Origin of the sequence: Streptosporangium sp. NPDC002524 (assembly GCF_040295985.1) — a bacterium.
Lineage (GTDB): Bacteria > Actinomycetota > Actinomycetes > Streptosporangiales > Streptosporangiaceae > Streptosporangium.
On record NZ_JBEOWK010000009.1, the window covers coordinates 214,067 to 226,510 of the forward strand.

13 protein-coding genes are annotated in these 12,444 nt (G+C 71.9%); 6 read left to right on the forward strand and 7 right to left on the reverse strand.

Annotated elements, in window-relative coordinates:
- Positions 1–323 precede the first annotated feature (323 nt).
- Complete coding sequence (locus ABT053_RS18075) at positions 324–827, reverse strand: diol dehydratase small subunit (RefSeq protein ID WP_350970189.1); 504 nt, start codon at positions 825–827, stop codon at positions 324–326.
- 392 nt (positions 828–1,219) lie between these two features.
- On the opposite strand from ABT053_RS18075, the gene ABT053_RS18080 reads away from it, so the two are divergent.
- Positions 1,220–1,645 carry an SgcJ/EcaC family oxidoreductase gene (locus ABT053_RS18080; RefSeq protein WP_350970190.1) on the forward strand — a complete coding sequence of 142 codons (426 nt, stop codon included), beginning with the start codon at positions 1,220–1,222 and terminating at the stop codon, positions 1,643–1,645.
- A 279-nt stretch (positions 1,646–1,924) separates the two neighbouring features.
- Positions 1,925–2,542: a DoxX family protein gene (locus ABT053_RS18085; protein ID WP_350970191.1), complete on the forward strand. Its 618-nt coding sequence runs from the start codon at positions 1,925–1,927 to the stop codon at positions 2,540–2,542.
- Here ABT053_RS18085 and ABT053_RS18090 read toward each other — a convergent pair.
- The 4 genes from ABT053_RS18090 to ABT053_RS18105 all read right to left on the reverse strand — a co-directional run bounded on the left by ABT053_RS18090 (position 2,440) and on the right by ABT053_RS18105 (position 6,031).
- The gene (locus ABT053_RS18090) at positions 2,440–3,243 is read right to left on the reverse strand and encodes a (2Fe-2S)-binding protein (protein ID WP_350970192.1); all 804 of its coding nucleotides are present in this window, start codon (positions 3,241–3,243) and stop codon (positions 2,440–2,442) included. The genes ABT053_RS18085 and ABT053_RS18090 overlap by 103 nt on opposite strands.
- Positions 3,244–3,490: 247 nt before the next feature.
- Positions 3,491–4,855, reverse strand: a complete 1,365-nt coding sequence (locus ABT053_RS18095) for an FtsX-like permease family protein (protein WP_350970193.1) — start codon at positions 4,853–4,855, stop codon at positions 3,491–3,493.
- A complete protein-coding gene (locus tag ABT053_RS18100; protein ID WP_350970194.1) occupies positions 4,852–5,514 on the reverse strand; it encodes an ABC transporter ATP-binding protein in 663 nt (220 codons plus the stop codon). Before ABT053_RS18100 ends, ABT053_RS18095 begins: the two co-directional genes overlap by 4 nt.
- Positions 5,507–6,031, reverse strand: coding sequence for a PadR family transcriptional regulator (locus tag ABT053_RS18105; RefSeq protein ID WP_350970195.1), 525 nt, complete (start codon positions 6,029–6,031; stop codon positions 5,507–5,509). The genes ABT053_RS18100 and ABT053_RS18105 overlap by 8 nt, the downstream gene beginning before the upstream one ends.
- 615 nt (positions 6,032–6,646) lie before the next feature.
- Here ABT053_RS18105 and ABT053_RS18110 point away from each other — a divergent pair.
- The gene (locus ABT053_RS18110) at positions 6,647–7,468 is read left to right on the forward strand and encodes a nitroreductase/quinone reductase family protein (RefSeq protein ID WP_350970196.1); all 822 of its coding nucleotides are present in this window, start codon (positions 6,647–6,649) and stop codon (positions 7,466–7,468) included.
- A 199-nt stretch (positions 7,469–7,667) separates the two neighbouring features.
- Here the strand turns inward: ABT053_RS18110 and ABT053_RS18115 are convergent, their stop codons facing one another.
- Complete coding sequence (locus tag ABT053_RS18115) at positions 7,668–8,258, reverse strand: helix-turn-helix domain-containing protein (RefSeq protein WP_350970197.1); 591 nt, start codon at positions 8,256–8,258, stop codon at positions 7,668–7,670.
- Positions 8,259–8,365: 107 nt separating this feature from the next.
- On the opposite strand from ABT053_RS18115, the gene ABT053_RS18120 reads away from it, so the two are divergent.
- The 3 genes from ABT053_RS18120 (at position 8,366) to ABT053_RS18130 (ending at position 10,513) form a co-directional block, all read left to right on the forward strand.
- The gene (locus ABT053_RS18120; protein ID WP_350970198.1) at positions 8,366–9,118 is read left to right on the forward strand and encodes a class I SAM-dependent methyltransferase; all 753 of its coding nucleotides are present in this window, start codon (positions 8,366–8,368) and stop codon (positions 9,116–9,118) included.
- A gap of 83 nt (positions 9,119–9,201) precedes the next feature.
- Positions 9,202–9,396, forward strand: coding sequence for a hypothetical protein (locus tag ABT053_RS18125; protein WP_350970199.1), 195 nt, complete (start codon positions 9,202–9,204; stop codon positions 9,394–9,396).
- Positions 9,397–9,526: 130 nt separating this feature from the next.
- Entirely contained in the window at positions 9,527–10,513 is a 987-nt protein-coding gene (locus ABT053_RS18130; protein ID WP_350970200.1) for an alpha/beta fold hydrolase, read from the forward strand.
- A 269-nt stretch (positions 10,514–10,782) separates the two neighbouring features.
- Here the strand turns inward: ABT053_RS18130 and ABT053_RS18135 are convergent, their stop codons facing one another.
- Positions 10,783–12,309, reverse strand: coding sequence for an MDR family MFS transporter (locus tag ABT053_RS18135; protein WP_350970317.1), 1,527 nt, complete (start codon positions 12,307–12,309; stop codon positions 10,783–10,785).
- Between the last annotated feature and the right edge of the window lie 135 nt (positions 12,310–12,444).

Consider the following 12,444-nt stretch of genomic DNA (forward strand, 5'->3'; position numbering starts at 1 on the left):
ACCGCGAAGGGACCTCGGATCGCGGGGGCACCTCGGACCGCGAAGGGATCTCGGATCGCGGAGGGGCGTCGGGTCGTGAGTCGGGTTGTGAGGGGCCCCCGGGCGCCCGCCGGGCCGCCGTGCCCTCGGATCGCGGGGGGACGTCGAGCGCCCGCCGGGCCGCCGCGCGACCGGACCGCCGGGGTGCCGGTGCCCGTGCGCCCGCCCGTCCGTCCGCTCGCTCATCCGCTTGCCCGCCGGCCTGCCCGCCCGCCGCTTTCCTGGTGCTCATCCCCTGTCCCACCTTCCTGACGCCCTGCCCAGCCGTCGAACACGCGTCGCGTTCAGCTCGCGAGGATGCCCCGGCGCTCGTACACGTCGGCGGCCTCCCTGATCAGCCGCGCGCACAGCGTGGCGGAGTGGTCGCGCTCCAGCTCCTCGGCGATCTCGGCCAGCCGCTGTTTCGTGGAGGCGCGCGGCCGCAGCGCGTTGTAGATCTCCAGCACCTTCTCGTCCGGCAGCGCGGTCAGCTCGGCGGCCCGCCGGAAGTTCTGCCCGAGCTGCGGCCTGCCGGACGAGTCCGCGACCTCCGCCTGCAGCCGCAACGTCTCCGGCGCGATGCGGAGGTCCTCGGCCACCACCTCCCCGGCCAGGACGGCCTCCATGGTGATCTCGTCGAGGCGCTTGCCCGTCGGTGTCCTGAGCAGCTCCGGACGATGGGACGCCAGCGGGTAGTCACGTCGCGGATCCAGGTTCGCCGAGGTCTTCTTCCCGGACGCCGTTCTTACTGAGCCCTTCTTCCCGGAGGTGGTCCTCGCCTGGGCCTTCTTTCCGGACGTCGCCTTCACCGGGGTCTTCTTTGCGGACGTCGCCTTCGCGGAGGTCATCGGATCACACCCGCCCTCTCCTCACGAACCTCACGAGCCTCGCGGGCCCGTACCACCGGAGTCGTCACCGCCTCGGGGCGGACACATGCGGCGAACACGTGCGCGTCCAGTGCGATGTCACACATAGGTGAAACGCTGTCGAGCTTCAGGTTCTCCTCACGGAGCGTCCACTATCAGGGCAAATTTCACGAAAAAACGATCGACACTCACACGCTCCCGCCGCCTTCGGAGTCTTCGTGGTCCTTGCCAAGTGACCAGGCGAACCCGGTCGCGTTCCCGCGCCGACCAGCCGGGAACGCGACCCGACCGGCCAGGTTGACCTCAACCATGCTTGAGGCCCCACGCTGATCCACATGAACGCGACACACATCGACGAGCGGGCACGCGAGACCGAGATCGAGGCGATCGAGCAGGTGATCGCCACGCTGGAGCACGCCCAGCAGCACGAACTCCCCGGCGAGTTCGTCGATCTGTTCAGGTCCGACGCGATCTGGACGACGGGGCACGGCAGACGCCTCACCGGCCGTGACGAGATCTCGGACTTCACCCACCGGGTGCTTCCCGGCGCGATGAAGGACTCGACGAGCGCCTACGAGGTGGTGCACGTGCTGTTCGTCCGTCCCGACGTCGCCGCCGTCAAGGTGCGCCAGCGGGCGGTGACCCTCGACGGTCACCCGATCGAGGGACAGAACGAGGGCAGCCCGCTGTACGTCATGGCCAAGGAGGACGGGCGCTGGCTCCTGGTCGCCTGCCAGAACACGGAGGTGCTCGACGCGTGACCACCGGGTCTCCGGTGCCGCACCGGCCGGTGTGACACCCGGGGCCCGGCGGCCCCTCGCGAGCCGCGCGCCGCATGCCCCTGCCCACGGGCTCACGGACTCACGGACTCACGGACTCACGGACCAGCAGACCAGCAGACCGGCGGACCGGCGGACCGGCGGACCGGCGGACCGGTAGGTCGTGATGTGCCACGACCGTCTCGCGATCCCTTCGCGTTATTGGATAGCGACAGTATCCAAGCATGAGATAGTGTCACTATCCAAAGAAGGGATACGCCGATGTCCGCGTTCGTTGTCGAGATCGTCCTCGTGGTCGCCACCCTGGGCTTCCGCGCCCTGGGCGCGCTGGGTGCCCGCCGGTTCGCCACCTGGCCCGCGAGCGCGGCACACGGGATGGCCGTCATGCTCGTCGTCACCGCCACCGCGCATTTCGTCCCGGCGGGGGTGACCGTCATGCCCAACCACGCCGACATGGTGCGCATGGTACCGCCGATCGTGCCGTTCCCCGGTGCCGTGGTCTACGCGACCGGCGTGCTGGAACTCCTCGGCGCCGCAGGCCTCGTGGTCGCCGCGACGCGCCGGGCCGCCGGGATCGGCCTGACCGCCCTCTACGTGCTGCTGCTTCCGGCCAACGTCTACGCGGCCGTCGCCGACGTACCCTTCGGCGGCGACGAGGCGACACCCCTGTGGATCAGGATTCCCGAGCAGATCCTGTACATCGCGGTCGCGCTCTGGGCGGCCGGGACCATACCCGGGTACGGCCCCGGACGGGCAGGGGCCCAGGAGCGGCACGGTCATCGACCGGACTTCCGCGCGGCTCGCGCCCACCTCTCGCGACGGACCCCGGGATCGGCCAGAACGCAGTCGCCGCACATGCCGCCGTCCGGCAGGCGGTAGAACAGGCAGCAGCTGCGCCGGGTGAAGAGGGGACGGCCGGGGGCGGGTTCGGCCAGCTCGCCGGTGCCGCGCAGCAGGCCCGTGTCCAGCAGCTCGCGGCCCACCGCCACGGCCTCGGCGGCGAGCCGGGGGTGGTGGCGGCCCAGTTCGAGGAGGGTGCCCACCAGGGCGGAGGCCGCGTTGCCCCACAGCAGGCCGGGGGCCGTCGGCACGATCCGCCGGACCGTCCCGGCGAGTGGCTCCAGCAACCCGGTCACCACGGTGCGGTACAGCGGCCCGGCGATCCGCGCGGGATCGCGGACCTCCCACCCCTCCAGGTGGGCGGCCCGCAGCGGCAGCGGACCACCGGCCACCGGTCGCCAGTGCACCTGCCGGGGGTCCAGGTCGACGAGCAGGCCGTGGGCGATCGCGGCGCCGAGGGGCGGCGACCAGAAACGGGCGGCCAGGCCCTGGAAGAGGATGGAGGCGGCCACCCGGGTCTCCCCGGTGCCGAGCCGCCCGGCCATGTCCGCGACCTGGGCCTCCACGGTGCCGGGGTCGGCGACCAGGTCGGTGAGCGGCCGCCAGCCGGGCTCGCGGAGAACCGGTCCGAGGTCCAGGCCGAAGTATCCCCCGGTGGCGGAGACGTCCGCGACCACCGCGGCGACCGTGGCCGGGGAGGCGGGGGACGGTCCCGGTGCTCCGGGCCGGACGGACGGCACGGCGACCACGTCCTCTCTGGGAGAGCCGGGGAAGACTCGGGACGGTTCAGGGCCGAGGTTCACAAGCCCAAGACTCGCGTACCCAGCCCCCACAAGCCCGGAACCCGCGAACCCGTGAGCCCGATGCCCGCGCACCCGGCTTCCATGCCCCCGAGACGCACGAATCCAGGACCCGCGACCCCGAGGGGAGCGCCGGGGGAAACCCGGGAGGAGTCACCCCCATACTCACACACCCCCCGGCTCCCCCTCACTCGTCCCGGAGCCCTTCCGGCCGCAGCGTGCGGCGCAGGATCGGCCGGGCGGCCCGTGCCACCAGCGTCGCGGCCAGCACCCCGATCCCCGCCATGAGCACCGCCCCACCGGCGGCGACGGCGAACGCCCCCGGCACCTCGCGGTAGACGTCCCATATCGACGAGACGGCCACCCCCACCCCAGCGATGGCGGACACGACGCACACCGGCAGCGCCGCGATGAGCGCCTGCCGGGTGAGCACCCGGCCCAGCGCGGGACCGGGCACCCCCGAGGCGGCCAGGGCCGCGAACGAGTGCCGGTGGTCCAGCAGGTCCTCCGCCTGGTGCGCCACGAGGGCGGCGGCCGAGGTGACCAGCGCGACCAGCAGCGCGAGGTCCACGAGCAGATAGGCCACCGCCCAGGAGGAATCGAGATAGCCCCGGAGAAGGATAGGCCCCTGCTGGGCGCCCACCCCGGCGCCGAAGAACACGGTCAGCCCCACCACCGACAGCGCGCGGGCCCACCCCCGGGGGTCGGCCCCGACCATCCGGGCGGCCAGCAGGGTCTCCGCCGTCCCGGTCCGGTCACCGGCCCAGCGGGCGGCCACCCTGATCAGCCACGCGGCGCCGAGGACCAGGCCGAACAGCAGGAGCACCATGCCGACCACCATGGACAGCACCGCGACGTACGGCACGCGGAGGAAATCTCCCCTGTCGACGAACCCCGCGACGAGCAGCCCGGCACCCACCGTGACCAGCACCAGATCGAGCGCCCTGGGACCGGCCGGGGGCGTCCGCCGGACCACGCCCAGCGGGGAGGTCACCACGTGCCGCCCCGCCATCAGCCCGGACAGCGTCCCGGCGAGCGTCACCGCGGCGAGGATCGCCACGAGCTGCGCCGCTGGGACCAGGGGCACCGCGCCCCGCAGCGCTCCCGCCACCGCCAGGTTGACCACCAGGTACAGCGCGACGCCGCACACCCCGCCCAGCAGGGTCCGCCACCCGCTCTCGTACGCCCCGAGCAGGCGCACCTCGCGCGGTGTGGCCCCGGCCAGCCGGAGCGCGGCGAGCCGCCGTTCCCGGGTCGCGGTGGCCAGGCGGCTCACCTGGTGGACGAAGGCCATGGTGGGCACGACCAGCAGGGCCAGCGCCAGCGCGGTGAGCAGCCGCGCGTCCCGGCCGGAGAAGAAGCCCAGATACTCGATCCGCGTCTGGACGAGGAAGCCCTCGGGGTGAACCGAGACACCGAGCCCGAACGCCAGCAGGTTCGCCGCCACGCACAGCAGGAAGGTCGCGAGCGCCGCCCCCGCGGTCATGAGACGCCCCCGTACCCGCTCGCGCCGCGACCCGCCCCTGGCGAGCATCCGCATCACGGCGATCACACGATCACCCCCGCCGGTCTGCCGTCGCGCAGCGCGATCTCCCGGTCGGCGTAGGCGGCCACCCGGTTGTCGTGGGTGACGATCACCAGTGTGGTGCCGTCCGCGCGGGCCGTGCCGACGAGCTCGTCCATCACCCGCTCTCCGGCCAGCGAGTCGAGCGCGCCGGTCGGCTCGTCGGCGAAGACCACCCGGGGGCCGGTGACCAGCGCGCGGGCCACGGCGACCCGTTGCAGCTGGCCGCCGGACAGCTCGCCGGGCCGCCGGTCCGCGCATCCGGCCACGTCCAGCCTCTCCAGCCGGGACCGGGCGGCGAGCAGCGACTCCCGGCGCCCGTGCCGGTTGAACAGCAGCGGCAGCGCCACGTTCTCCTCGGCGGTCAGCTCGGGGACCAGCCTGCCCGACTGGAAGACGACACCGAAGCTCTGCCTGCGCAGCCTCGTGCGATCGGCGTCGCCGAGGGTGTCGACGCGCCGCCCGTCGAAGTGCACCTCCCCCGACTCGGGGCGGACGATCCCGGCCAGGCAGTGCAGGAGCGTCGACTTGCCGGAACCGCTCGGCCCGGTGATCGCGACGATCTCCCCGTCGCCGATCTCCGCGGACACGCCGTCCAGCGCGACGGTCCTGGCGAAGGTCTTGCGCAACGCACGTGCCTCAAGCATCCATCTCCTCCTTAAGATCCGTGAGCCGTTCCATCGCCGTCTCGATCCAGCGCAGGTCGGCGTCGAGGTGCTGGAGCGCGTAGTCGGCGGCGAGCACCTGCGCGGGGGACCCCGAGGCCCGCTCCGCGGTGAGCTCGCGCATCCGCGCCAGGTGGGCGGCGCGCTGCCTGACCAGGTAGCCGTCGGCGGCGCCACCGGCGACGATCGCCACGACCACGCGCGAGACGAGCGCGCTGGAGACGTGCGGCGCGGGTGTCTCCACCTGTTCCAGCCACCGGGCCAGCTCGGCCAGCCCCTCCCCGGTGATGGCGTACACCGTGCGCTCGGGGCCGCCCTCCCGCACGGTCTCCGCCACCTCGGCGAACCCGTCCCGCTGCAGGCGCTGCAACGTCGCGTAGACCTGTCCGTACGCGAGCGGCCTGGCACCCGGCAGGCGCTGGTCGTGCTCGCGTTTGAGCTCGTACCCGTGCTTGGGCCGCTCGGCGAGCAGCCCGAGCATGACGTGTCCGGTAGACATGATCGCGACTATACACTCAATGCATACATCGTATGAATAGCTGACACGGATCACCCGGCGCCGGGTGAGTCGCCCTGGCGCGTCCGTGGCACCGGACGACCTCGAAGCGAAGACGCCGGGCCGCGCCGGATGGCGACGTATGGTGTCGTACGGCGTCGGCGGGCGCGGCGTTGCCTTCGCGAGTCCGTGACACTACGGTTGACCTCGTGACTGCCGGGTCGGCCTTTGGCCAACAGCGAGTAGGGCACCCGGCCGAGGCGTGAGCCCCGGGCGGGCCAGAGGCCCCCCTTCTTTTCTCTCTTCCGCGCGTTCGGCGCGACTCCTTCCGTGGTCCCCACCTCGCGGTCTCCGCGTCCCAGGTGGCCACCACGTTCCGCGTGATCCCCACGCGCTCTCACGGTGCCGGTCGTCGTCGGCCGTCGCCGATCTCGCGCCATCCGCGAACCGGCCCCGGCGGTGAATCACCGGCCCGGCCGGTCGTCTAGCGCGCCCCCCTCATTGCCCGCACCACGGTCGCGGTCGCCCCGTGGTGATGTCGTGCCGCCCGCCGGGCGGTCCTTCGTCATGCCCGCGAACAGCTCGCGGGACCATCGAACCCGGAGAAGAAAACAGAGAATGCCGATCGAATTCAACCAGCAGATCATCGAGGAGTTCCGTGCCAACGGCGGGAAGGTCGGCGGCCCCTTCGAGGGCGCCCGGCTGCTCCTGCTGACCACCGTCGGAGCGCGATCCGGCGCCCGGCACACGACCCCGCTCGGCTACCTTCCCGACGGCGGCGGACGGATCCTGGTCATCGCCTCTGCCGGTGGCGCGCCGAACCACCCGGCCTGGTACCACAACCTGGTGGCCAACCCGCTCGTCACGGTCGAGGACGGCCTCTTCACCTACGAGGCGCGGGCCGTCGTCCTGGAGGGCGCCGAACGCGACCGCGTCTTCGCCCGCGCGGCCGAGGCCAACCCCGGCTGGGCCGACTACCAGGCGAAGACGACCCGCGTCATCCCCGTGGTCGCCCTGGCCGGGGGCGGGCCGCCGAAAGCGGGATCGGCGAGCGACACCCTCAAGCGAGTCCACGACATGTTCCGGCGGGAACTCTCACTGATCCGCGAGGAGGTCACCGAGTCGGGTACCGGGCTGGGCGCCCAGCTGCGGGTGAACTGCCTCACCCTCTGCCAGGGGCTGAACAACCACCACACCGGCGAGGACATCGCGATGTTCCCCTTCCTCGCCGACCGCTACCCCGAACTCGCCCCCACCCTGGAGCGCCTGAGCCGGGAACACGAGAAGATCGCGGCTCTCGTCGAGGAGCTGCGGGAGGTCATCTCCACCGAGGGCGCGGACCCCCCGCTGGTGCTCGCCGAGGTCGAACGGCTCACGGACGAGCTCGAAAGGCACCTCGACTACGAGGAGCGGCAGCTGATCCCGATCCTCGACATGTGACACCCCCGGCGCCCGCGTACCGGTGACGACCACCACCACCGGTACGCGGGCCGACGGGCCAGCGGGTCAGAGGGCCAGCGGGTCAGAGGGACAACGGGTCAACGGGTCAACGAGTCGGCAGAGCAGGTCAGCGGGCCAGCGGGGCAACAGGTCAGTGGGGCAACAGGTCAGCGAGTCGGCAGGTCAGCGGGGCAGTGGGTCAGCTGTCAGCGGGCCTGGCCCGCACGTGCATCCGCTCGCCCTGCAGCCCGAACAGGCTGAGGAACTCGACCGGCTCGGGACCCGCGGCGGCCCACCCGTGCGGGGTGCGGGTGTCGAACTCGGCCACCTCCCCCGGGCTGAGGACGAGGTCGTGCTCGCCCAGGAGCAGCCGCAACCGGCCCGACAGGATGTAGAGCCACTCGTAGCCCTCGTGGGTGCGCTGCTCCAGCGGCGCGTCCCCGTGCGGCCTGCCCGGCATTATCAGCTTGTAGGCGTGCAGGCCGCCGAGATGACGGGCGAGCGGCACGAAGGTCATGCCGTGCCGGGTGAAGGAACGCATGTGCACGCGGGGGTCACCGGTCTCCGGCGCGCCGACCAGCTCGTCCAGCTGCACGCCGTACGCCTTCGCCAGGGGCAGCAGGAGTTCCAGGGTCGGTTTGCGCTGCCCGGACTCCAGGCGCGAGAGGGTGCTGAGCGAGATCCCGGTCGTCTCGCTCAGCTGGGCCAGGGTGGTGCCGCGAGTGCGGCGCAGCGCCCGCAGCCTCGGACCCACGGCGGTCAGCACGCTCGCGATGGTGTCGTCTGCCATGCCTCCATTTGCCAACCCGGCAAGTAATTTTGTCAAATTCCGGGACCAGGGTGGACCATGGGCGATGAACGAATAAATCACACGTGAGCGGACGAATGGAACAAACAGTGACAACAACTCCCCCGGACTCCCCGGCCCCTTCGGCCCCCTCGGCCCCGGACTCCTCGGTCCCCCCGGCCCCCTCGGTTCCCTCAGACGGGGGACATGAGCACGGGCACGGCCACACGCGGGAGGCCACCCTCCCGGAGGAGGAGTTCTGGGACCTCCGCTACGGCGAGAGCGACCAGATCTGGAGCGGGAACCCCAACGTCATCCTGGTCCGCGAGGTCACCGGCATGGAGCCGGGCAGCGCCCTGGACCTGGGATGCGGCGAGGGAGCCGACGCGATCTGGCTCGCGCGGCGGGGGTGGCGCGTCACCGCCACCGACATCTCCGGCGTCGCCCTGGAGCGCGCCGCCCGGCACGCCGCGTCGGCTGACGTCGCCGACCGCGTCGACTGGCAGCGGCACGACCTGGGAGCCTCCTTCCCAGAGGGTCTCTTCGATCTCGTCTCCGCGCACTTCCTGCACTCCCCCGGCGACATGCCGCGCGAGAAGATCCTGCGGACCGCCGCCTCCGCGGTCGCGCCCGGCGGGACACTCCTCGTCGTCGGGCACGCCGGATTCCCCGCCTGGGAGCCCAATCCCCATCCCGACGTGCACCTCCCCACGCCGGAGGAGGTCCTGGAGGCCCTGCAACTCCCGGACGGGGAGTGGGAGGTGCAGCTCTGCGAGGAACACGACCGGATCCAGAACGACCCCGACGGAAAGCCCACCACCCGCAGGGACAACGTCCTTAGGGTCCGGCGCCTGCCCGGCTGAGCCCCCCGTGCGGGGTCCGCGCAGCGGGGGCCTCCAGCGGACCGGCGGCCCCCGCCAGCGCGACCGGCCGGCGCGGGCCGTCGGTGGCGCACGTCTTTCTGCCCCGCCGGATCAGGCTGTACGGGTCCCGCTGGATCAGGCTGTACGGGCTGCTGTGCATGGAGGTCCTGAACCAGCTGGACTTCGCCTACTCCGACCTCGAACCGGTCTTCGAGGAGTGCCTGCGGGACATCTGCCCCACACTCGGCCTGGAGTACGAGCCCCCGGCGCCCGCCTAGTTCCACGACCCCGTGACGGCGTCCGGAATTTCCCGGGAATCTCGCGCGAGGATGTCGAGGACGCGGCCGCGGCTCCGACCCCTCGGTGACCGGCCGAACCGAGACCGGCGAGTTCCGAGGAGACACGAGCATGGAACCCACGAGGACGAGCACCCTGAAGGTGCCCGGCGCGACCCTTCACCACGAGATCCGGGGTTCGGGCCCGACTCTGCTGCTGATCTGCGGCGGGGTCTACGACGCCGCCGGGTACGCGAGCCTGGCTCAACAGCTCGCCGACCGCTACACGGTGGTGACCTACGACCGGCGGGGTAACTCGCGCAGTCCCCTGGACGGGCCGCCGGAGTCGCAGAGCATCGAGACGCACGCCGACGACGCGCATCGCGTGCTGGTGGAGGTGGGGGTCACCGCCGACGATCCCGCGTACGTCTTCGGCAACAGCTCCGGGGCGATCATCGGCCTGGAGCTGGCGGCCCGCCATCCCGAGCAGGTGCGCGTCCTGGTCGCCCACGAGCCGCCGCTCTTCGAGCTGCTGCCCGACCGCGACCGCTGGCGCGACGTCGTCCGGGACGTGGAGGAGGCGTTCGCCAAGGAGGGGACCGGGGCCGCCATGGGGGCCCTGTCCGCCGCGTTCGCGGCGAGCGGCGACGAGCGCGCGGAAGGCGAGCAGGCAGGAGACGAGCAGGCGGAGGACGAGCGGGCGGGAAGTCGGCAGGGGGAAGGCGCGCGGGTGGGGGGTGCGCGGGCGACGGAGGGTGACCCGTCCGCCGATGGACCGGAGCGGATCCCCGGGGGCGCTCAGGCGCCACAGGGCGAACCCGACCCGGAGACGATGGAGATGCTGGCGCGGATCGAGAGGAACATGGAGTTCTTCATCGGCTACGAGGTGCCGCCGTTCTCCCGGTACACCCCCGACACCGTGGCGCTCGGGGCGTCCTCGGTGCGCGTCGTGGCCGCGGTGGGCGAGGAGTCGGAGGGCGAGCCGCCGTACCGGGCCGCCGCCGCCGTGGCCGGTCTGCTGGGCACGCGGCCCACGGCGTTCCCCGGCGACCACGGGGGCTTCGGCTCCGAGCCCGAGGCGTTCGCCGCCAGGCTCCACCAGGTGCTCTCGGCCACCTGAGCGCCGGGGTTCCTCAGGTGCTCCCGGCCTCCTGAGCGTCAGGCTTCGTCAGACACTCCCGGCCTCCTGAGCGTCAGGTTTCATCAGACGCTCTCGGCCACCTGAGCGCCGGGCTCCGCCAGGTGCTCTCGGCCGCCGGGCAGTCCCGCGCGGCGATCGCGGCGCCGTCCCCGCGCCCGGGTCGGCGGACCCCGGATGGCGAACTCCGAGGTGGCGGACCCCGGGTGGCGAACCCCGGGGTGGCGGACCCCTGGTCGGCGGCTACCGGGTCAGTCGGCCAGGGCGGCGCTTTCCCGCGTGTCCGGCAGGTCCAGGCTGTCACGGAGCCTGGTCGGCTTGAGGAAGAGCGCGGCGACGACGCCTACCGCGGCGATCCCGGCGGAGACCAGGAAGATGTGCCCGGTGGCGTCGCCGTACGCCGCGCGCACGACGGTCCTCGCGGCCTCGGGCAGCGCCTGGAGGTTGAGGGTGCTGCCCCCCGAGCCGGACGGCCGGATGCCCGCCTTCGCGAAGCCCTCGGCGATGCCGGTGGCCACCCTGTTGGCCAGGATCGCACCCAGGACCGAGACCCCGATCGTGCCACCCAGCGAACGGAAGAAGGTGATGGCGCCGCTGGCGGCACCCAGCTCCCGCAGCGGGACGACGTTCTGGATGACCAGCACCAGGTTCTGCATGGACATGCCGACACCGATGCCGACCAGCAGCATCGCGGCCGACACGAACACCAGCGAGGTCTCGTGGTCGATCACGGACAGGCCGAGGAATCCCACGGTGAGCACGACGGCGCCCGCCACGATGTACGGCTTGACCTTGCCGCTCCTCGACACGAGCGTCCCGGAGACCGTCGAGGAGAGCAGCACGCCGAGCATCAGCGGGATGGTCAGCAGCCCGGCCTCGGTGGGGCCGTACCCTCGGCCGATCTGGAAGTACTGGCCCAGGAAGACCGATCCGCCGAACATCGCCATGCCGACCGCGAGGCTGGCCAGGATGGCCAGGGCGGGGTCACGCCTGCGGACGATGTGCAGCGGCACGACCGGCTCCTTGACCCGCGACTCCACCAGCACGGCGGCGGCGAGGATGACGATCCCGCCACCGACCATGGCCCCGGTCTGCCAGGAGATCCAGTCGAAGGAGTTGCCGACGAAGGTGATCCAGATGAGCAGGACGCTCACCCCCGCGGCGATCAGCGTGGCGCCCGCGTAGTCGACCTTGGCGTCCGGCCGCCGGACCGTGACCACGTGGAGCGTCTTGTGCAGCAGGACGAAGGCGATCATCGTGAACGGCACGGCGATGAAGAAGCACCAGCGCCAGCCCAGCCACGAGGTGTCGGCGATCAGGCCGCCGAGGAGCGGGCCCGCCACGGTGGCCACGGCCATCACGGCGCCGAGGTAGCCGTTGTAGCGTCCGCGTTCCTTGGGGCTGATCATCGCGGCGATGATGACCTGGACCAGGACCTGCAGGGCGCCCATGCCGAGGCCCTGGATGGCGCGGAAGGCGATGAGCTGGCCGGTGTTCTGCGCGAACCCGCAGGCCAGCGAGCTCACCATGAAGATGACGATGGAGATCTGGATGAGCAGTTTCTTGCTGAACAGGTCGGCGAGCTTGCCCCAGACCGGGGTGGACGCGGTCGCGGCGAGCAGCGACGCGGTGACCACCCACGTGTACTGGGACTGGGTGCCGTCGAGCGCGCCGATGATCTGCGGCAGCGCCACCGACACGATCGTGGCGCTGATCATCGCCACGAACAGGGCGAGGAGCAGACCGCTCAGCGCTTCGAGGATCTCGCGATGGGTCATCGGTTCCGCGCCGGGTGGCGCGACCGCTTGCGTGCTCACGCACGACCTCCGATACAGATAATTAGGACAGACCGTGACAAGATACATGCCCACTGAGAAAGTTTGCGCACTGGGCACACTTATCCGGACAGTAGG

Bases quoted from the DNA above. Each gene is read 5' to 3' on its own strand.
- ABT053_RS18080 (WP_350970190.1), top strand. From the start codon at position 1,220: ATGAACGCGACACACATCGACGAGCGGGCACGCGAGACCGAGATCGAG.
- ABT053_RS18085 (WP_350970191.1), top strand. From the start codon at position 1,925: ATGTCCGCGTTCGTTGTCGAGATCGTCCTCGTGGTCGCCACCCTGGGC.
- ABT053_RS18100 (WP_350970194.1), bottom strand. From the start codon at position 5,514: ATGCTTGAGGCACGTGCGTTGCGCAAGACCTTCGCCAGGACCGTCGCG.
- ABT053_RS18105 (WP_350970195.1), bottom strand. From the start codon at position 6,031: ATGTCTACCGGACACGTCATGCTCGGGCTGCTCGCCGAGCGGCCCAAG.
- ABT053_RS18110 (WP_350970196.1), top strand. From the start codon at position 6,647: ATGCCGATCGAATTCAACCAGCAGATCATCGAGGAGTTCCGTGCCAAC.
- ABT053_RS18115 (WP_350970197.1), bottom strand. From the start codon at position 8,258: ATGGCAGACGACACCATCGCGAGCGTGCTGACCGCCGTGGGTCCGAGG.
- ABT053_RS18130 (WP_350970200.1), top strand. From the start codon at position 9,527: ATGGAACCCACGAGGACGAGCACCCTGAAGGTGCCCGGCGCGACCCTT.
- ABT053_RS18135 (WP_350970317.1), bottom strand. From the start codon at position 12,309: ATGACCCATCGCGAGATCCTCGAAGCGCTGAGCGGTCTGCTCCTCGCC.